General features: G+C 73.2%; 17 protein-coding genes. 10 read left to right on the forward strand and 7 right to left on the reverse strand.

The window, feature by feature from the left end; translation table 11 throughout:
- The first annotated feature begins 206 nt into the window (after positions 1–206).
- The 4 genes from IE248_RS10350 (at position 207) to IE248_RS10365 (ending at position 3093) form a co-directional block, all read left to right on the forward strand.
- Complete coding sequence (locus IE248_RS10350; RefSeq protein ID WP_229895236.1) at positions 207–710, forward strand: universal stress protein; 504 nt, start codon at positions 207–209, stop codon at positions 708–710.
- Between the two features lie 100 nt (positions 711–810).
- Entirely contained in the window at positions 811–1752 is a 942-nt protein-coding gene (locus IE248_RS10355) for an alpha/beta fold hydrolase (RefSeq protein ID WP_190030555.1), read from the forward strand.
- A gap of 18 nt (positions 1753–1770) precedes the next feature.
- Positions 1771–2226: a GNAT family N-acetyltransferase gene (locus IE248_RS10360; protein WP_100580998.1), complete on the forward strand. Its 456-nt coding sequence runs from the start codon at positions 1771–1773 to the stop codon at positions 2224–2226.
- A gap of 132 nt (positions 2227–2358) precedes the next feature.
- The gene (locus tag IE248_RS10365; RefSeq protein ID WP_190030556.1) at positions 2359–3093 is read left to right on the forward strand and encodes an SDR family oxidoreductase; all 735 of its coding nucleotides are present in this window, start codon (positions 2359–2361) and stop codon (positions 3091–3093) included.
- A gap of 39 nt (positions 3094–3132) precedes the next feature.
- Here IE248_RS10365 and IE248_RS10370 read toward each other — a convergent pair whose 3' ends face one another.
- Positions 3133–4521 (reverse strand): hypothetical protein, encoded by a 1389-nt coding sequence (locus IE248_RS10370; protein WP_190030557.1) that lies wholly within the window; start codon positions 4519–4521, stop codon positions 3133–3135.
- Between the two features lie 34 nt (positions 4522–4555).
- Entirely contained in the window at positions 4556–5845 is a 1290-nt protein-coding gene (locus tag IE248_RS10375; RefSeq protein ID WP_190030558.1) for an MFS transporter, read from the reverse strand.
- 344 nt (positions 5846–6189) lie between these two features.
- Here IE248_RS10375 and IE248_RS10380 point away from each other — a divergent pair, with 344 nt between their 5' ends.
- From IE248_RS10380 to IE248_RS10395, 4 genes are read left to right on the forward strand one after another with little or no spacing between them, the layout of a single operon-like run.
- Positions 6190–7056, forward strand: a complete 867-nt coding sequence (locus IE248_RS10380; RefSeq protein WP_158074327.1) for a cupin-like domain-containing protein — start codon at positions 6190–6192, stop codon at positions 7054–7056.
- A complete protein-coding gene (locus IE248_RS10385) occupies positions 7056–8360 on the forward strand; it encodes an 8-amino-7-oxononanoate synthase family protein (protein WP_100580994.1) in 1305 nt (434 codons plus the stop codon). The genes IE248_RS10380 and IE248_RS10385 overlap by 1 nt, the downstream gene beginning before the upstream one ends.
- A complete protein-coding gene (locus tag IE248_RS10390; protein ID WP_073798477.1) occupies positions 8347–9705 on the forward strand; it encodes a hypothetical protein in 1359 nt (452 codons plus the stop codon). Before IE248_RS10385 ends, IE248_RS10390 begins: the two co-directional genes overlap by 14 nt.
- 59 nt (positions 9706–9764) lie before the next feature.
- The gene (locus IE248_RS10395; RefSeq protein ID WP_008743196.1) at positions 9765–10046 is read left to right on the forward strand and encodes a DUF3253 domain-containing protein; all 282 of its coding nucleotides are present in this window, start codon (positions 9765–9767) and stop codon (positions 10044–10046) included.
- A 17-nt stretch (positions 10047–10063) separates the two neighbouring features.
- Here the strand turns inward: IE248_RS10395 and IE248_RS10400 are convergent, their stop codons facing one another.
- Positions 10064–10726 (reverse strand): deoxynucleoside kinase, encoded by a 663-nt coding sequence (locus IE248_RS10400; protein ID WP_190030559.1) that lies wholly within the window; start codon positions 10724–10726, stop codon positions 10064–10066.
- Between the two features lie 259 nt (positions 10727–10985).
- Entirely contained in the window at positions 10986–11537 is a 552-nt protein-coding gene (locus IE248_RS10405; protein ID WP_073798479.1) for a YciI family protein, read from the reverse strand.
- Between the two features lie 111 nt (positions 11538–11648).
- Between IE248_RS10405 and IE248_RS10410 the strand changes: the two genes are divergently transcribed.
- The gene (locus IE248_RS10410) at positions 11649–11837 is read left to right on the forward strand and encodes a DUF6381 family protein (RefSeq protein ID WP_037794818.1); all 189 of its coding nucleotides are present in this window, start codon (positions 11649–11651) and stop codon (positions 11835–11837) included.
- Between the two features lie 19 nt (positions 11838–11856).
- Here the strand turns inward: IE248_RS10410 and IE248_RS10415 are convergent, their stop codons facing one another.
- The gene (locus tag IE248_RS10415) at positions 11857–12801 is read right to left on the reverse strand and encodes a 5'-nucleotidase (RefSeq protein ID WP_073798480.1); all 945 of its coding nucleotides are present in this window, start codon (positions 12799–12801) and stop codon (positions 11857–11859) included.
- A 362-nt stretch (positions 12802–13163) separates the two neighbouring features.
- Here IE248_RS10415 and IE248_RS10420 point away from each other — a divergent pair, with 362 nt between their 5' ends.
- Positions 13164–13769 carry a response regulator transcription factor gene (locus IE248_RS10420; protein ID WP_190030560.1) on the forward strand — a complete coding sequence of 202 codons (606 nt, stop codon included), beginning with the start codon at positions 13164–13166 and terminating at the stop codon, positions 13767–13769.
- Between the two features lie 31 nt (positions 13770–13800).
- Here IE248_RS10420 and IE248_RS10425 read toward each other — a convergent pair whose 3' ends face one another.
- Entirely contained in the window at positions 13801–15543 is a 1743-nt protein-coding gene (locus IE248_RS10425; RefSeq protein ID WP_190030561.1) for an ATP-binding cassette domain-containing protein, read from the reverse strand.
- Complete coding sequence (locus IE248_RS10430) at positions 15540–17594, reverse strand: ATP-binding cassette domain-containing protein (protein WP_229895237.1); 2055 nt, start codon at positions 17592–17594, stop codon at positions 15540–15542. The genes IE248_RS10425 and IE248_RS10430 overlap by 4 nt, the downstream gene beginning before the upstream one ends.
- Between the last annotated feature and the right edge of the window lie 56 nt (positions 17595–17650).

Raw genomic sequence — 17650 nt, forward strand, 5'->3', positions numbered from 1 at the left:
CTGACGCCACCTTGACGGGCGACGGCCCACTCCATACACGTCACTGACGGACGCGGGGCGCGGCGTCAAAGGCGCGTACGGGTTTCCGGCTCCGGCGTCAGGGAGGCATCAGCGAAGCCGCCGCGCGGCCCGCCGCGGCCGTTCCATGGAGGGCGAAGGACGAAGTGGAAAGCAGGAGGGGTGGGGCGACGGTGCGAGGACGAGTGGTGGCGGGTACGTGCGGATCCCTCGGGAGCCTGACGGCGCTGCACCGGGCGGCCGCCGAGGCCCGGGCGCGGGACGCGGAGCTGTGGGTCGTACTGGCCTGGCAGGCGCCCCTCGGCGGACCGGCCTCCCGGACCGCCGCCGGCGGAACGCCGCTGCTCGCGGGCTGCCGCGACGCGGCGGTCGAACGGCTGCGGGACGTCCTCGCCGCCGCCTTCGGTGACGGCCCGCCGGGGGTGACCCTGGCCGGCCTGACGGTCCGGGGGACCCCGGGTGCGGCCCTGGTCGACACCGTCCGCGACGCCGGGGACCTCCTCGTCGTCGGTACGGGCTCGCGCACCCCGCTGCTGCGCGCCCTGCGCCCGTCGGTCTCCCGCTACTGCCTGGCCCACGCCCCCTGCCCGGTCCTCGCGGTGCCGCCCAGCCCCCTCCAGGCCGACCTGGACGCGGTGCACCGGCGCATCGCCTGGCGCCGGCCCCTGCACGCCGAGGACCTGGCCGGCTGAGCGCCCCGTCGGCGCGGACCCCCGCCTCTTTCGTGATACCGCCGTATCAATATCGTGGTACGGTCGTATTACGAACAACGGATCCCTCCGGAGGTGCCCCGTGCCCGAGAAGACGGCCCGCGTACGACGCGACATCGGCCACTACGTGAACGACGAGCTGCGCGACCGCTACTTCGCCGCCGGCGACGTGCTCTTCGCGATGGGCGCGCCGATCCGCTCCGAGAGGGACGTCGAGACGAGCTTCGGCACCACACACGTCTACCGCTACGGCCCCACCGACCCCGCCGCGGAGTCCCGTACCCCGGTCGTGCTGATCCACGGCTCCGGCGGATCCTCCGCCCAGTGGTACCCCAACACCCGCGCGCTCAGCGCCGAACGCCCCGTGTACGCCCTCGACACCCCAGGCGACCCCGGACGCAGCGTCCAGCGCGAGCCCATGTGGCAGCCGGAGCGGGCCGCCCAGTGGATGGACGAGGCCCTCGACGCGCTCGGCCTCGACCACGTCCACCTCGTCGGCTCCTCCTACGGCGGCTGGCTGGTCATCAACCAGGCGCACCTGCGGCCCGGGCGACTCGCCTCCGTCACCGCGCTCGACCCGGGCGGCCTGGAGAAGGTGGGGCTGCGGTTCTTCGTCTGGATCTTCGCCAGCCTCTTCGCCACCTACGCCCCGAAGTCCTGGCGGCCCCGCCTCGCGGCCTGGCTGGAGCAGCCGGTCATCGTCGTGCCCGAGCTGCGCACGTGGATCCAGGCCGGTGTGCGCGCCTTCCGGATCCGCCGCCCCGCGCCCCTGCCGCTGTCGGACGCGGAACTGGGCTCCATCCGGACGCCGTTCTACCTGATCATGGGCAAGCGCAGCCTGCTCGTTCACCCGAAGCGCCAGCTGGAGCGCGTACCGCGCCTGATGGCGGGGGCTCGCGCCGAGATCGTCTCCGCGACCGGGCACGGACCGCAGATCGACCACCCCGAACTGGTCAACGCCCGGATGCTGGGCTTCATGGAGGACGTGGACTCCCTCGCCCCGGCCGCCGGCCCGGGCGCCTGAAGGAAAGGGGACGACAACATGGTGATAGCCGAAGAGGTCGCCTTCGATCCCGAGGAAGTCCTGGGCCTCTACAGGTCGGTCGCACGGGAGGGCTACGCCTGCGACGTCGACCGGCTGTGCCGCGGTCTGGCCAACTCACACCTGGTCATCACGGCGCGGGACGCTTCGGGAACGCTCTGCGGCCTGGCGCGGACGATCTCCGATGACGAGAACATCTGTTACGTCCAGGACGTCGTGGTCAACCCCGCGCACCACCGGCAGGGCATCGGCCGGGCCTTGGTCGAGCACCTCATGCGGCGCTACTCGCACTGCCGCTTCTTCCTCCTGTCCACGGATCACGAGTCCTCCCCGGAGGGCGAGCGCAACCACGCGTTCTTCCGCAGCCTGGGATTCCTGTCCTACGAGGAGAAGGAGATGGCGGCGGGCTTCGGTCCCCCCAGGAACCGCCCCGACCTGCGCGACAGCACGCCGTGAACCACACCGTGAACCACACCGCGAACCCCGATGAGGCGCGTTGCCAGGGTGTGGTGCGACCTGGCTGACCGGCCGGGGGGCGGCCAGACTCGGTCGGGCGGAGCCATCCGCTCGAACGAGGAGTAGGCAGGCATGAGGAACGAAGCCAAGGTCGTGGCCATTACCGGAGCCAGCAGCGGGATCGGGGAGGAGACGGCCCGGCGGCTGGCCGGCGACGGCCACCGGCTGTTGCTGGGCGCGCGGCGCACCGATCGGCTCGACGCGCTCACCCGGGAGATCAACGCGGCCGGCGGCACCGCGGCGTTCCGGCACCTGGACGTCACCGACGCCGCCGACGTACGGGACTTCGTGGCCGCCGCACAGGAGCGCTACGGCCGGGTGGACGTGATGGTCAACAACGCCGGGGTGATGCCGCTCTCGCCGCTGGACGCCCTCAAGGTCGACGAGTGGGACCGGATGATCGACGTCAACGTACGGGGCGTGCTGCACGGGATCGCCGCCGCCCTGCCCGTGATGCGCGCCCAGGGCGGCGGGCACTTCGTCAACGTCGCCTCCGTCGGCGCCTACGAGGTCTCACCCACGGCGGCCGTCTACTGCGCCACCAAGTTCGCCGTCCGCGCCATCTCCGAGGGGCTGCGCCAGGAGTCGGACGGCTCCGTCCGGGTCACCCTGGTCTCCCCGGGGGTGACCGAGTCCGAGCTGGCCGAGGGGATCTCCGACCCCGCCGCGAGGGAGGCGATGAAGGCCTATCGCGCCGTGGCGCTGCCGGCGTCCGCGATCGCCGGGGCCATCGCCTACGCCGTCGCCCAGCCGGCCGGGGTCGACGTCAACGAGATCGTCGTACGTCCCGCCGCGAGCGCGCAGTGACCGCGGGCGGCGACGCGGCGACGTGGCGGCCGGCCGGCGTCAGTGGTCGCCGCCGTGGAAGACGCAGCCGACCGTGGCGCCGCCGGCCATGCTGACCACGCCCACCGCCGGATTGGTGCTGCCCCGTACGAAACCTCCGGCGTACCCGTCGTCGTCGGCGCCGCGCGCGCCCAGGTAGACGCCCCAGTTGAGGAAGAGCTCCTGAGAGCCGCCGGCGCTGTCGGGGAACGGCTCGGAGGCGGGGCGCACCCGGCGCTGGAGCACGAACGGGCCGTCCATCGCCGAGGCGACCTTGCGCTCCCACTGCGCCGCGTCCGCCGTCCAGCCGGCGACGATGCCCTTGCCGCCGTGCAGCAGCGTCGGCTTCAGGATCAGCTCGTGCTGGTGGGCCAGGGCGTGGGGGAGCGTGTCGACCGGGGAGCCCGCCCGGTCCGTGGTGCGGGGGCGCACGTACCGGGTCCAAGGCAGGAGCCGGTCGATGCAGGCCAGTTCGGCGGCGTCGAAGAGGTCGCGGTGCCGCTCGTCGGAGAGCATCGCCAGGGTGCCCTTGTTTCCGTACAGTTCGGCGTCCAGCCGGCTGAACAGCCCCACCCGGCCCTGCTCGACCGCGACCAGCAGCGGTTCCAGCAGGGCCGCCGAGGCGGGGTCGGTGAGGTCCTCGGGCAGGAAGTACCGGAAGACGACGTCGACGGCCCGGCCCGAGACCGTGGGACGGCCGTTCGGGTACGTGAACTCGCCGAGGTCGCAGGCGATCCCCTCGACCCCGTAGTCGGCCAGCTTCGCGGCGAACACCTTGAGCCGGGGCCCCACCACGGCGAAGTTGTCCACCGTGTCCACCACGGCGACGACGGGCGCCCGGTCGGCGGGGAGGACCGCGGCGCACTCGGCGTACATGGTCCGCACCATGCTGCCCAGCGTGTCCTGGTAGCGGAGCGCGTGCCGCCGTACGAACTCCTCCAGCGGGGGGTACGCCAGCATCGCCCGGTTGATGTCCGCGTTCTCGAAGCCGCCGAGCGCGCTGGTGATGTTGAATTCGAGGAGTTTGAACTCCGTGCCGTCGTGATAGAGGTCGGCCCGTCCCAGCGGGAGGAGCGATCCGGTCCGGGCGCTGCGCGTGATCAGCGCGGACTGCAGGGGATCCATGCCGACCGCCGAGGCCAGCGCGGTCAGGCTGCCGCCGAACACCCGCTCCGGCAGCGAGCGCAGCAGCCCGTAGACCGTGTGGAGGTCTTCGACGACCGTGCGGCGCTCGGGCTCGCTGAGGAAGGCGGGGCCGTTCAGGAACCGGTCCTGGTACGCCAGCGCGAGCGTGACCGACTCCCGGGCGGCGGCCGTCGGGTGGTCCGTCGAGGGGCGCCGCGCGAGCTCCTCCCCGTACGCGCGGCCCAGCCGCGATCTGGGCGCCTTGGGCAGGCTCGTGGTCGTCATTGCGTGTCCTTTCGAAGCGGAACGCGCCGCCGGGTCAGTCCGTGTCCGCCGGCTGCGGGGCCTGTGCGGTGCTCTGCTCGGTGCTCTGCTCGGCGCGGGTGATCCACTGGCGGCGCGCGCCCACGAGGAGCGCCACCGCGACGAGGGCCATGGCGACCGCCCCGACGCCGAACACGGCGCGAGTGCCGACCTCGGCGGCGACGATGCCGCCCGCCGCCGCACCGACGGGCAGCCCGCCCCAGGCGACGAGCCGGTACACGCTGTTGGCCCGCCCGAGCAGGTGCTGCGGCACCAGGGTCTGCCGCAGGACGACCACGACGACGTTCCACGTCACCGTCCCGCACGCGAAGATCGCGAGGGCCGCGCCGGCCGCGTACACCGAGGGCACGGCGGCCAGGATCGTCTCGCTCGTGGCGATCAGCACGGCGGTGGCGACCAACGCGCCCTCCCGGCCCAGGCGTTCGGTGAGGGCGGGGGCGAACCGTGAGGACACGACGGCCCCGACGGCCTGGCAGGCGAGCAGGGCGCCGTACCCGAACGGGCCCAGGTGGAGTTCCTTGACGCTGTACACCACGAGCACGGCGAGCATCGCGTTCCCGGCCAGGTTGATCAGGCAGGAGATCAGGGCGAGGCTGCGCAACAGGTGGTGCGAGAAGAGCCACTTGGCGCCGGCCAGCATCTCCGACAGCACGCCGGCCCTGACCGGTGCGGGCTCGATCGGCCGGGTGCCGCGGATGCGGCTGACCAGTACGGCGGAGCACAGGAAGGTGGCGGCGTCCACGCCGAACGGCAGGGCCACCGCCACACCGAACATCAGCGCGCCGAGGAGCGGGCCGATGAAACCGGTGCCGGCCTCCTGCGCGGCCATGATGCGGGCGTTGGCGGTGGCGAGCCCGGCCTGCGGGGTGATGAAGGGGACGAGCACCTGGGCGGCGTTGCGGGAGAGGACCTCGCCGACGCCGAGCAGGAACATGCACACGTAGAGCAGGGGCAGCCCGCCCCAGCCGCCGAGGATCCCGAGGGCGAGCACCGCGAGCAGGACGGCCCGGGCGATGTCGACCCGCACCATCATGGTCCGGATGTCGAGGCGGTCGACCAGCAGCCCCGCCGGGATGCCGAACAGGATGAACGGAATGGTGACGGCGACCGATGCCGCGCCGATCAGGCGGGGGTCGTCGGTCAGCCGGGTGGCGAGCAGGGGGGCGGCGGCGATCGTGGCTCCGTCGCCGAGCGAGGAGACCGCGGCGGACCACCACAGCTGGGAGAAGTCGCGCCCCAGGCGCGGCCGTTGTGAAGCGGCCCGGTCGGTCGTCGATGCGCTCATGACGCCACGTGGCAGTGCAGCAGGCAGTGCATTGCCTCCCCCTTCGATATGCGGTCCCGTTGCCGACGCGCCATCGGCCCGTCGTCGCTCGCCGAGGACCGTACGGTCAGGAGCCCGGGATTGCCGAGAATAGTCGGCGTCCGCGGCGGCGTCGAGGGAAAGATCAGCTCCGTCCGGAGACGGTGCGCCCGTCGCATCCGGTGTCCCGGGGTGGACAGGCCGTTCGCCTCCGAGGATGATCAAACTCCTTACGGGTGAGGGGGGTTGTGCCCGCGCCTGGCCGTCGAGCTCTCCGTGGCCGCCGGGGCACGTGGCCCGGCCTTTTCAGAAGGTGGAGAAACGATATGGCAGCACCGGACGCCGTGTCCGATCCGGACGGGACGGCGGGTGTCGAGGTCACCCGCATGTCGTTCGACGACTTCCTGGCCGTCGGCCCCCGGGGGCTGTACGAGGCCGACCGGCCCGTGGTCATCAAGCTGCCGGGCAGCGCGCAGGGACTCGGCCGGGACGAAGTGGCGGCGCGCCTGGCGGAGTTGACCGTCACCCTGTTCACCGAGCCGGGCGACAAGAACCACCCGGGGCGCTGGGAGACGCGGGACATCAAGCTCCGCGAGTTCTTCGCGGACGAGGGGCTCCTGACCAGCGCGGACACCTGGCACCGGGTCGTGTCGAACATACGCGCCAATCCGGCCGACGTGAACGCCGTCATCGGCTTCGACGCCGAGGAGTTCTTCGGCTACGGCAAGTCCCTGTACGCGGCCAACCTGTGGATCAGCCACCGCGGCGTGTTCACCAAGAACCACTTCGACGAGTTCGAGAACTTCAACATCGCACTTGAGGGACGCAAGCGGTTCATCATCGCTCCGCCCGGAGTGCGAGCTTATTACCCGAGGTCGGTCCTGCGCGGGTTCGGCGACAAGTCCGAGGTGGTCGACCTCGACGACGTCGACCTGAAGCGCTACCCGAGGCTGGCGGCGAAGCTCGCCCAGCGCCGTGACTTCGTCCTTGAGCCGGGCCACATGCTCTACCTGCCGCTCGGCTGGTGGCACCAGGCCGAATCGCTGGACGAGATGAACATCAACGTCAATTTCTGGCTCAAGTCCAAGAAGATCCTCCACCGGCCGCACGTGCTCGGCGTCGCCCTGTACACGTACGCCTACCGGAGACTCAAGGGCGTCTACAGCTACCGGCCCACCGAGGTGAACTCCTGATGAGCGAGCGCAAGACCATCACTCCCGCCCACCGGTACCGCAACAACGACCGGCTCATCGGGATCGGCAACACCTTCTGGAACACGTCCTACGAGCACGGGGTCGCCGGCATCGTCGGCGACCTCGAAGACGGCGTGTTCCACACGCCCGACGGACACGAGTTCGTCAACTTCACGGTCTGCTCCTACCTGGACCTGGACACCCACCCCAAGGTCATCGACGGCGCCGTCGCCTCACTGCGCCGCTTCGGCGTACTGGACCACTGCATCCCTCGCACCCGGGTCCAGACACCGGTCCTGCTGGAGCTGGAGGAGTCGCTGGGCGAGCTGTTCGGCGCGATGGTGATCAGCGCGATCTCCACCGCGGCGGCCAGCACCGGCCTGCTCCCCGTGATCGCATCGGGGCACCTCGGCAACGGCACCCGGCCGCTGATGGTCTTCGACAAGAACGCCCACGTCTCGATGGCCAACGCCAAGCCGAGCTGCGCCGACGAGACCGAGGTGGTGAGCTGCGGCCACCACGACCTCGACTTCCTCAAGGACATGTGCCGCACCTACGAGCGCGTCTGCTACGTGGTGGACGGCTCCGACAGCCTCGGCGGCTACGCGCCCGTCCACGAGCTGGCCGAACTGCAAGAGAAGTACAACCTCCTGGTCTTCTACGACGACTCGCACTCGCTGTCCGCCTACGGCGAGCGCGGCATCGGCTACGTACGCTCCCACTCCCCGGTGCTGGACGAGCGGACCATCACCGTGGCGACGCTGAGCAAGGGCTTCGGGGCCGGCGGCACGGCGATCCTGCTCGACGGCTACCCCGAGCAGACCCGGCGGCTCATCGAGCGGTTCGCCGGACCGCTGGGCTACTCGCAGAAGATGAACGCCGCCGCGGTCGGTGCGGCGCTCGCCTCGGCCGAGATCCACCGCACCGAGGAACTCACCCTGCTTCAGGGGCGGCTGCGGTCCAACATCGCGCTGTTCGACTCGCTGGTCGCGACCGAGCAGTCCGACAGCACCTACCCGATCAGGGTGGTGCCGATGACCGACGAGACGGTCATCGACGCCGCCAAGCAGGTCTTCGCGGCCGGGTTCTACACCTCGCCGGTGTTCTTCCCGATCGTCGCCCGGGGCACCGCCGGACTGCGCGTGATGCTCCGGGCCGGCCAGAGCGAGGAGCAGATCAGGCGGCTCTGCGCGGCGCTGGTCCGGGCCGGAGCCCGCCCGGCGGCCGCGGCACCCGCGCCGGGAACGGGCGGCGAACACCTCGCCGCGACGACAGGGGAAGGAGCGCCGGATGGACACGCATGAGGACCTCGGCACGGGAAGCGGGCACCCGTGGTTCGGCCGTCACCGGCTGCGGCCCGCAGCGCCCGCGGACACCATCCGGCGGATGCTGCGGCACGAGCTCCGGGACACCGGCTGGCCGTACCAGCGGGTCCTGCCCGCGGCGCCGATGGCGATCCCGCGGGCGTCCTACGCCGAGATCTTCCGGGTGAGCGTCGCGCTGATCGAGCTGCTGCGCCGTACCGCCCTGGAGAGCGGACCCACCACCGCCGACCGGCTGAGCGCCTACGACATGCCCGCCACCGAGGACCGGCTGTGGATGGGCGACCCCTTCATCGAGGAGCGGTACGCCGACTCCGTGGTCCGTCCGGACCTGGTCATCGGTCCGGACGGGCCGCGGTTCCTGGAGTTCAACGTCAGCGGCGCGCTCGGTGGCGTGGTGGAGACGCGGAGCCGGCTGGCGGTGTGGCGCGGGCTCCACGCCGACGAGGACGGCCGGACGCCGTTCCGCTCCCCGGACCCGTTCGACGTCCGCGCGGACATGTTCCGGTCGCTCGGCGCGGAGCTCGGGCTGGCGCCGCGGGTGGCCGTCGTCGGCAGCGCCCGGGTGATCGGCGTGGAGCGGCGGTACTTCGAAATGGAGGCCGACCACTACAACAGCCACGGCCTGACCGCCCGCTTCTTCGAGCCGGAGGAGCTGCCCGAGGCGTGGGACTGCGCCCCGCACCTGCGCCATCAGGTCGGGCTGCGCAACTTCACCATCCCGGACTGGCTGGAGGTGGGCATCGACACCACGCCGGTCCAGGACGCCCTGGACAACGGATGCCTGCTGGTGGGCACCCAGACCTCGACCTTCATGCACAGCAAGCTGACCATGGGGCTGCTGTCGGAGGGACGACCCTGGATGACCGCGGCCGACCGCGGGCTCGTCGAGCGGTACCTGCCGTGGACGCGGATCCTCTCGGAGCGCAAGACCGACCGGGAGGGGCAGCAGGTCGACCTGCTCCCGTTCGTGCTGGGCAACCGGGAGCTGCTGGTGCTCAAGGCGGGCCTGGGGGAGAGCGGGAAGCAGGTCGTCATCGGCCGCGAGGTCGACCAGGCCGGGTGGGAGTCCGCCGTCGGCGCGGCCGTCGCCGGCGGTACCAGCGTGGTGCAGGCCTTCGTGGAGCCGCAGACCTGCCGGGTCTCGCTGATCGCCGACGGCTGCGACGAGCCGTACGACGCGGATGTCGCTCCGGTCCTCGGCCCCCTGGTGTTCGGCGGCCGCCCGGCCGGACTGTTCTGCCGGTTCTTCGGCGACGGCAGCGCGGGGATCGTCAGCGTCCGGGGAGGGACGAGCAGCTCCGACAACGTGATGGTGGCCATCTGACGGCGCCGCCCCCGCCCGGACGCCCCGGTTTCCCGCGCCGCCGGTGCGACACTGATGGTGTGACGCACGGCGACCGGGAGACTGAGCGACGTTTGGAGCGGGCCATCCTGGAGCTGCTGGAGGGTCGCGGCCCCACCGCGACGATCTGCCCGTCAGACGCCGCGCGGGCCGTGTACGCGGGCAGCGACGACGGCTGGCGCGTGCTCATGGAACCGGCCCGCCGGGCGGCCCGGAGGCTGGTCGGCGCGGGCGAGGTGGAGATCACCCAGGCCGGCCGCCCCGTCGACCCCGCTACGGCCCGCGGACCGGTCCGTATCCGGACCGCCCGCCGACGGCCGTAATCAGCCGGCCGGCGGGCTCAGCGGCGGGCCGCGACCGCCGCCAGGGCGTCCTTGACCTCCTGCGCCACGCGGGCCGCGTCCTCGGGGTTGTTCACCACGTCGGTGCGGTTCATGTCGATGACGAGGACGTCACTGGCCGAGTAGTGCTTGTGCACCCAGTCGTCGTAGCCGGACCACAGCGTCCGGTAGTACTCGACGAGGGCCTCGTCCTGCTCGAAATCGCGGCCGCGCAGGCCGATGCGGTACATGACCGTCTCGAAGTCCGCCTTGAGGTAGACCATGAGGTCGGGCGCCTTGCGGTACGGCAGGCCCTCGATCTCGCGCATCATCTCGCCCAGCAGCCCCTCGTACACCTGCATCTCAAGGGAGCTGATCCGGCCCAGGCCGTGGTTGACCTTGGCGAAGTACCAGTCTTCGTAGATGGACCGGTCGAGGACGTTGTCGGCCCGGTGGTACGCGTCCTTGATCGCGGCGAACCGCGTCTGGAGGAAGTAGAGCTGGAGCAGGAAGGGGTAGCGCTTGGCCTGGATCTCCTCGGGGCTCGCCGTGTAGAAGAGCGGAAGGATCGGGTTGTCTTCCACGCTCTCGAAGAAGACCTCGCTGCCCAGCTCCTTGGCGATCAGTTCGGCGACGCTCGTCTTGCCGATTCCGATCATGCCTCCGACGCAGATCACTAGCATACCTCACTTCTCCCTGGGGGTCTTCTGTTCCTGGGCCGGCGCGCGGGGCGTCCCACGTCAATGAGACGCACGCCGGCGGTCACGCGATTCCCCGGGATCTTCGTGATCAGCGCCATGTGGTCCTCGTCCGGACCACGGCTCTGACCCAGGCCGCTCTCCTCGACGCGCACGGCGACGAGCCGCAGGTCCGCGGCCGTCCTGAATCTTAAGTGATGATCCGCCCCGCGCGGGCCAGAGCGGGGGCGGCCAAGACCGGGCGTCAGCGCCGCCCGCCGAACTCCCACGGGTGGATCTCGATGTCCGCGTAGCGCTCCACGGCCAGGACGCCGCGCGCCGCGTCGGCGTCCGGGGCCCGGACCAGCGCCGCCGTACCCAGCCAGGTGGTGGCGTCGTCGGACAGCAGCGGGCCGTACGCGATCAGGTCGTCCCGGCAGCCGGGCGCCGCGGTGAGGTCGGCGGCCCCGCCCGCGCCGAGCCCGAGGACCAGGTACCGGTTGCCCCCGGTCCGGCCGCCGGGGAAGTCCCACATGGTGCGCCCCAGCATGTCGCGCCAGCGCAGCAGCAGCACGTCCCGGTACACGCCGGCCTGGTAGCCGGGCTCGTCGAAGGCGAACGCGCGCGCGGCGGCCGGATCGGGGAGGTCGACGATGTGCACGCTGCCGCTGGGGGCGTCGCCGCCGGGGGCGAAGGTCGGGCCCCGGGCGATCAGCTCCTTCTCGTACTGGTCCATGTAGGACCAGTGGCGTTCCAGCAGTTCCATGCGCAGGGCCGTGGAGCCGGGGCGATCGCGGTGGTAGCAGAAGAATTCCATGCTGCTGGACTCTCTCCGAGAACCGGCCGAAGATCAACGGTCCGGGGCCGGTGAATGCCGCCCGGATGCCGGGGTAGGGGGATCCGCACCAGCCCGATCGAGGAGGTCGAAGTGAGCGTCGAGGACCCGTCCGGCAAACGAGCTCAGGAGATGCGCGACAAGGCGCAGGAGCTGGAGCAGGCCGCCCAGTACGCCGCCGATCCCGCGGAGCGGCAGCGGCTCACGCAGAAGGCGCTGCACATCCGCGAGAAGAGCGAGCAGGTGTACGGCTTCGGCGCCGGGACCATGGACCCCATGTAGCCCGGACGCGGCCGGCGGTTCAGGTGGTCGCGGGAGGCTGAGCGTTGACCACTCCGAAAGGGACGTGCACGCTCGGGGTGCCGTGCGCCGTGCCGTTCAGGTGGGAGACCTGGTCGTCGAAGAAGATGTGCGGGTCGAGGGTGCGCATCACCGCCGCCTTTTCGATGCCGCCGAGGAAGAAGGCGTCGTTGACCCGTAGCCCCCAGTCCTTGAGGCTCCGTATGGCGCGCTCATGGGTGGGGGCGTCCCGAGCGGTGACCAGGGACACCCGAAGGCGCGGCTGATACGCGGGATCGCCGCGCCGGCGCTCCTCCTCCCGGCGCTGGATGCGGTTGACGCCCGCGAGGAAGGGGCGCAGCGGTCCCGGATCGTGGGGGGTGGCGGCCTCGCGGACCTCGTGCGCGCGGAACTCGTCGAGTCCGAGGCTCTGGAAGACCCGCTCGGAGGCGTCGCCCGCCAGCACTCCGTCGAAGTCGAAGGCCATGCGGAGTTCGGGGTCGCTCTCGTCGTCGATGCGCGCCGTGTGGAGCACGTGGCCGGCGGGCAGTCCCGCCGCGACCGCGTCCCGGACGTCGGGTCCGTTGGCCGACAGGAACAGCGACATGTTCAGCGCGCGCATGAAGGAGTGCGAGGGGCGGCCCTGCCGGAACACCGCCCGGCTGATCGGCAGGTGGTGCGCCGTGATCGACCGCATGACCCGCAGCCCGGTGTCGGGGTCGTTGCGGGAGAGGATGATGACCTCGACCAGGGGGTCGGACCGGTCCGAGAGGTCGTTCAGCGACAGCAGGCGTCTGACGAAGGGGAAGGCCACCCCCTTGGCCAGGGCGTGGTCCGCGTGCGCCTCCTGGTAGGCCCGGTAGGCGTCCTCTCCTTGCTCCCGGAACACCGCGTCGCAGTCGGTCAGGTCGAACAGGGCGCTGGAGGCGATCCCCACCACCAGGCGACCGGACAGGTCGTACCGCATGAAGCCCCCCGTTGAACGCGATCGGAACGATGGGGGGCTTATCGCCCTCCGGCATATGCGGAAAACGTCCGCCGGGGTGATTCTGAGGTCCCGGACGGGCCCTCGGCGGCCCCCGGGCGGTGTGCGGAGCCGCACCCATGCGGGCGGAATCAGCCCATCCGGTTGTTGGGTCCGCGCTCCGGCGGGCGGGGGTTTCGCGATGCCTGCCGAGGTCGGGCGGCCGTGGGCTGCGCGGGAGCGGCGGGAGGCGGGCGTCAGGCTTCGGCCACCCGCTCCCGCGCGCCGCATGCCGTGACGTTCCCGCACGGCACTGGCTGGGCAGCCGGTTGGTGCTGATTGATCGTCACGTGAGGGGAACCGCGATGACCAAGGTTCTGGTGCTGCACAGCGTGTGTCTGGTGAGGTCCGCCCTCGCCGCGCTGCTGAGAACCGAGGGTGACTTCGATGTCACCTCCTGCGGCTGGCGCGCCGCCGGGCGCCAGGCGGCGTCCTTACGGCCCGACGTGGCCGTGGTGGACCTCGACTGTCCGGGGGCGTCGGCGGCCCTGCTCGCGGACGCCGACGCCGCTCGTCCGCTCCCGCGCTCCACGCCGCTGCTCGTCCTCGCCCGCGCCGACACCCCCGGCTCGCTGCGGCGCGCCTTCCTGACCCAGGCGCAGGGTTACGTCGACAAGGACGGCTCGCCCGCCCGGCTGGTCCGGGCCATCGGCAGGGTCGCGGCCGGGGAACGCTCCATCGACGCCACGCTCGCCTCGGCCTTCATGGAGGCCGACCCCATGCCGCTCAGCCCGCGCGAGCTGAGCGTGCTGGCCCGGGCCGCCGAGGGCGACTCGATCGCGGAGATAGCCCGCGCCCTGCACCTCGCCAGCGGAACCGTACGGAACTACATGGCCGCCGTGACGCGGAAGACCGGCGCCCGAAACCGGATCGATGCCATCCGGATTTCCCGGCGGGCCGGCTGGGTCTGAGACCCCGGCGCCGGTTCCCCCGAAGCCCGCTTCACCCCCGCGCGTTCCACAGACCCACCAGATCCCGGTACAGGGGCGACCTGGCCGGGAGCTCCGCATGCGTGCCGCACACCGCCCGGGTCCCGTCGAGTACGAGGACCCGGTCGGCCCTGGCGGCGGAGGAGATGCGGTGGGCGACCACCACCAGGGTCCCGGGGCGCGCGGCGAGCGCCCGCTCGGCGCGTTCCTCCGTCCGCAGGTCGAGGTGGCAGGTGGCCTCGTCCAGCAGGAGCAGCGGGGCGGGGGAGAGGTAGGCGGCGGTGAGGGCGAGGTGCTGGCGCTCGCCCGGCGAGAGCCGGGCCGGGTCGACGGCCCCGTCCAGCCCGCCGAGCCGGTCCACGAGCCCGTCCGAGCCGAGGGCGGCCGTGGCCCGCTCCACCTCGGCCCCGGATACCGGGCCGGGGCACAGGTGGGTCAGGTTCTCGCGGACCGTCCCCGTGAACACGTACGCCTGCTGGGGCAACAGGGTCCGCCGAAGATCGGGCCCGGGCCCGGTGACGCCCTGCGCGGGGGCACCCGCCACCCGTACGGTTCCCCCGCCGGGCGGCAGCAGGCCGGCGATCAGGGCGGTGAGCGTGGACTTGCCGATGCCGCTCGGCCCCACCACGGCCAGGTGCTCGCCCGCCCCGACCGTCAGGTCGAGCCCGTCGATCACCGGCTGCGCGCGGGGCCCGTAGGCGAACCACACCCCCCGCAGCTCAACGGCGACACCCGGCCCGGCCCCCACGCCGGGGGCCGCCTCCGGGGCCGTGGTCGCGGCGGGGGAGTCCGATTGGGGGGTGCAGAAGCGGTCCAGTACCACCAGGAGCCGGGTGCCCGCCGCGCCCACCGCCGTCATCAGGGCGTCCAGGGCGGGCAGCAGCGACTGCACGAGGTAGGTGAGGGCCCCGGCCACCGCCCCCGCGCTCACCCCGCGCCCGAGCAGCCACGGCGTCCCGGCCAGCAGCGCGACGACCGGCAACCGGCCGGCGACGCCCAGGGCCAGCGTGCGCAGGGCGGTCCAGCGCGCGAGGCGCCCGGTCAGCCGCTCCTGCTCGGCGATCAGCCGCTCCACCGGGGCTCCGGCGCTCGCCCCGCCGCCGCAGGCGACGACGTCGCGCAGCCCCGCCGCCAGTTCGCCGGCGCGCCCGGACAGCGCCTCGTCGGCGTCGAGCGCCGCCCGCTGCACGCGCGCCATCGGGCGCAACGTGGCCAGGAACCCTGCCGTACCCAGGAGCAGCGCGGGCAGTACGAGGACCAGCAGGACGGGATCCAGCGCGGCCAGCCCCAGCAGCGCTCCCAGGGCGGTGAAGACGAACGACCGGGCGACCAGGACCAGTCCGGCGAAGGAGTCCCGGGCCATCTCGGTCTGCTGCGTGAGCCGGGAGACGGCGCCCGCGTCACCGGCCCGCCCGGGGTCGGCGACGGCCCGCCCGATCGCCTGGCGTACGGAACGCCGCACCAGGCCGTCCCGCAGGGGCTCGACCAGGTCGGCGAGCCCGCCGAACACTCCGCGCAGGGCGAGGGCACCGAGCAGGGCCCCCGCGCCGGCCACGGCCAGCCAGCCGAGTCCGGTGCCGGTGCGCCCGGCGAGGAAGCCGTCGTCGAGGGCGCGGGCGACCGCGTAGCCGCCGAGGAAGGTGTGCGCGGACTCCAGCAGGGACCAGAGCGCGAGCCGCCGCAGCGACCGGTACCGCCCGCGCAGGAAGCGGCGGCCCTCGCGGGACACCCGGCGCCAGGAGCCGTCCCCGCTCATCGGACCGTCTTCCGGCCGGGCGCCCGCCGCCCGCCGCCGCCCGCCGCGGCCGACCCCGTTCCGGCACTCGCTCCCGCGTCCGGCCCCTCGCCCGGCGCCGCACCCGTTCGCGGGCCCGCTGCCGCCGCCGGCCCCGTGTCTAGTTCCGAGCCCGTTCCTTGGGCCCGTGCCGGGGCCGCGCCCGTTGCCGCGTCGGAGCCCGTGTTCCGCTGCGCGCCTGGTCTTCCGGCGGCAGGCGGTGCCGGTGCCGCCGCCAGTGCCGAGGCCGCCGCTGGCTTCGTGTCCGGTTCCGAGCCCGTTCCCTCGGCCCGTGCCGCCGCCGGGTCCGTGCCGGTGGCGAACACCGCGCGGTAGGCCGGGTCTCGCCAGAGCTCCGTGTGGGGGCCGGTCGCGCGGACGCGTCCCGCGTCGAGCCAGACGACGAGGTCCGCGCGGGCGGCCGAGGAGATGCGGTGGGCGACGACGAGGCGGGTGCCCGGGCGGACGTCGTGGGTCAGGGCGCGCTCCACCTCCCGGGCGGTGAGGGTGTCCAGGCTCGACGTCGCGTCGTCCAGGACGAGCAGCCGCCCGGCGCGGCAGAACGCCCGCGCCAGGCCCAGGCGTTGCAGCTCCCCGCCGGACAGTGGCGCGTCCGGCAGCGCCGTGTCGTAGCCGTCGGGCAGGCGGCGTACGAAGGCGTCCGCCCCGGCCGCCCGCGCCGCGGCGCGTACGTTCTCCGGGGTCGGCGCCGGCCCGCTGCCGAATGCGATGGCGGCCGCGACGTCCTCCCCGAACAGGGCGGGCCGCTCGAAGGCGTGGCCGACCTCCCGGCGCAGCTCCCCGGCGGACAGTTCGTCCAGCGGTACGCCGTCCAGCAGGACCCGCCCCGCGTTGCAGGCGGTGAGCCGCCCCGCCACCGCGGCCAGCGTCGTCTTGCCGGAGCCCGAGCGGCCGACGACGGCCGCGGTCGTCCCGCCGGGGATCCGCAGGTCGATGTCGCGCAGCACCGCGGTGCCCCCGCGGAGGACCCGCACCCCGCGCAGCTCCAGCGCGCCCGGCCCGCCCGGTGGCAACCGGCGTACCCCCTGGGGGAGTTCCGGCAGTTCGAAGAGGGCCGCCGTGCGGCGCGCGGCGGCGCGGCCGCGCACCACCGCCGCCAGCCGCCCCGTCACGGCGCCGACCCCGGCCGCGAGTCCCGCGTAGCGGACCGCGGCGAGGAGCCCGCCGACGCCGAGGGCCCCCTCGGCGAGGCGGACCCCGCCCACGCCGAGGACGACGTACAGCAGCAGCGGCATCAGGGCGCCCGTGCGCGCCATGGTCGTGCCGTAGATCCGCCAGGTCTCCCGCCCCTCGGCGCCGAGTTCCGACAACCGGCTCAGCACGCGCGCCTGTTCGCGCTCGGCGGTGCCGGCGGCGGCGATGGTACGGGCGCCCGCGAGGGCCTCCACGAGGCGGCCGGCCATCGCGAGCTGTACTTCCTGGTAACGGCCCACACTCGCCCCCGAGTCGCGGGCGAACGCCCTCAACAGCAGCGCCAACAAGGGGAGTCCGGCGAGGAACGCCAGCGCGGTCCATACGTCGACCAGGACCAGCGCCACGAGTCCGCCGAGCGGCGCCAGCAGGGCCACGGCCGCGCCCACCACGGCCGCCGGTACGGCGCCGGCGGTGGTGGCCTGGGCGGTCAGCCGGGCGGAGAGCTCACCGGGGGAGTGGCGGGCGGCGTGGTGCGGCGCGGCCCGCAGCAGCCGGCCCAGTCCCAGGCGCCGCAGCCAGGCGGTGGAGCGGGCGTCGACGCCGCCGGTGAGGCGGGCCGTCACCGCGTCGAGCAGTACCTCGGCGGCGATCACCGCCGCGCACCACGCGGTCCACCGGGCGCCGCCGGGATCCTGTCGCAGCAGCAGGTCGAGGGTGTGGCCGAGGACCGCCGGTTCGGCCAGGGCCGCGCAGGCGGCGGCCACCGAACAGACGGCGGCGGCGGCGAGACGGCCGCCGCTGTGTCGCGCGGCCGCCCGCAGCGCCCGGTCGGCGCCGCGGGCGGCCTCCGCCTCACGGGTGGGATCGGGTGCGGTCATGGGCGACGGCTCCAGGGGTGTGGTGCGGGCCCGGGCGGAGAACCGCCCGGGCCCGA

The organism is Streptomyces goshikiensis, assembly GCF_014650555.1.
GTDB classification, from domain to species: domain Bacteria; phylum Actinomycetota; class Actinomycetes; order Streptomycetales; family Streptomycetaceae; genus Streptomyces; species Streptomyces goshikiensis.

What these genes read in the sequence shown, in the direction of transcription:
- IE248_RS10360 (WP_100580998.1), top strand. Translation starts at nt 1,771, where the DNA reads ATGGTGATAGCCGAAGAGGTCGCCTTCGATCCCGAGGAAGTCCTGGGC.
- IE248_RS10365 (WP_190030556.1), top strand. Translation starts at nt 2,359, where the DNA reads ATGAGGAACGAAGCCAAGGTCGTGGCCATTACCGGAGCCAGCAGCGGG.
- IE248_RS10370 (WP_190030557.1), bottom strand. Translation starts at nt 4,521, where the DNA reads ATGACGACCACGAGCCTGCCCAAGGCGCCCAGATCGCGGCTGGGCCGC.
- IE248_RS10375 (WP_190030558.1), bottom strand. Translation starts at nt 5,845, where the DNA reads ATGAGCGCATCGACGACCGACCGGGCCGCTTCACAACGGCCGCGCCTG.
- IE248_RS10380 (WP_158074327.1), top strand. Translation starts at nt 6,190, where the DNA reads ATGGCAGCACCGGACGCCGTGTCCGATCCGGACGGGACGGCGGGTGTC.
- IE248_RS10385 (WP_100580994.1), top strand. Translation starts at nt 7,056, where the DNA reads ATGAGCGAGCGCAAGACCATCACTCCCGCCCACCGGTACCGCAACAAC.
- IE248_RS10390 (WP_073798477.1), top strand. Translation starts at nt 8,347, where the DNA reads ATGGACACGCATGAGGACCTCGGCACGGGAAGCGGGCACCCGTGGTTC.
- IE248_RS10400 (WP_190030559.1), bottom strand. Translation starts at nt 10,726, where the DNA reads ATGCTAGTGATCTGCGTCGGAGGCATGATCGGAATCGGCAAGACGAGC.
- IE248_RS10405 (WP_073798479.1), bottom strand. Translation starts at nt 11,537, where the DNA reads ATGGAATTCTTCTGCTACCACCGCGATCGCCCCGGCTCCACGGCCCTG.
- IE248_RS10415 (WP_073798480.1), bottom strand. Translation starts at nt 12,801, where the DNA reads ATGCGGTACGACCTGTCCGGTCGCCTGGTGGTGGGGATCGCCTCCAGC.
- IE248_RS10420 (WP_190030560.1), top strand. Translation starts at nt 13,164, where the DNA reads ATGACCAAGGTTCTGGTGCTGCACAGCGTGTGTCTGGTGAGGTCCGCC.
- IE248_RS10425 (WP_190030561.1), bottom strand. Translation starts at nt 15,543, where the DNA reads ATGAGCGGGGACGGCTCCTGGCGCCGGGTGTCCCGCGAGGGCCGCCGC.
- IE248_RS10430 (WP_229895237.1), bottom strand. Translation starts at nt 17,594, where the DNA reads ATGACCGCACCCGATCCCACCCGTGAGGCGGAGGCCGCCCGCGGCGCC.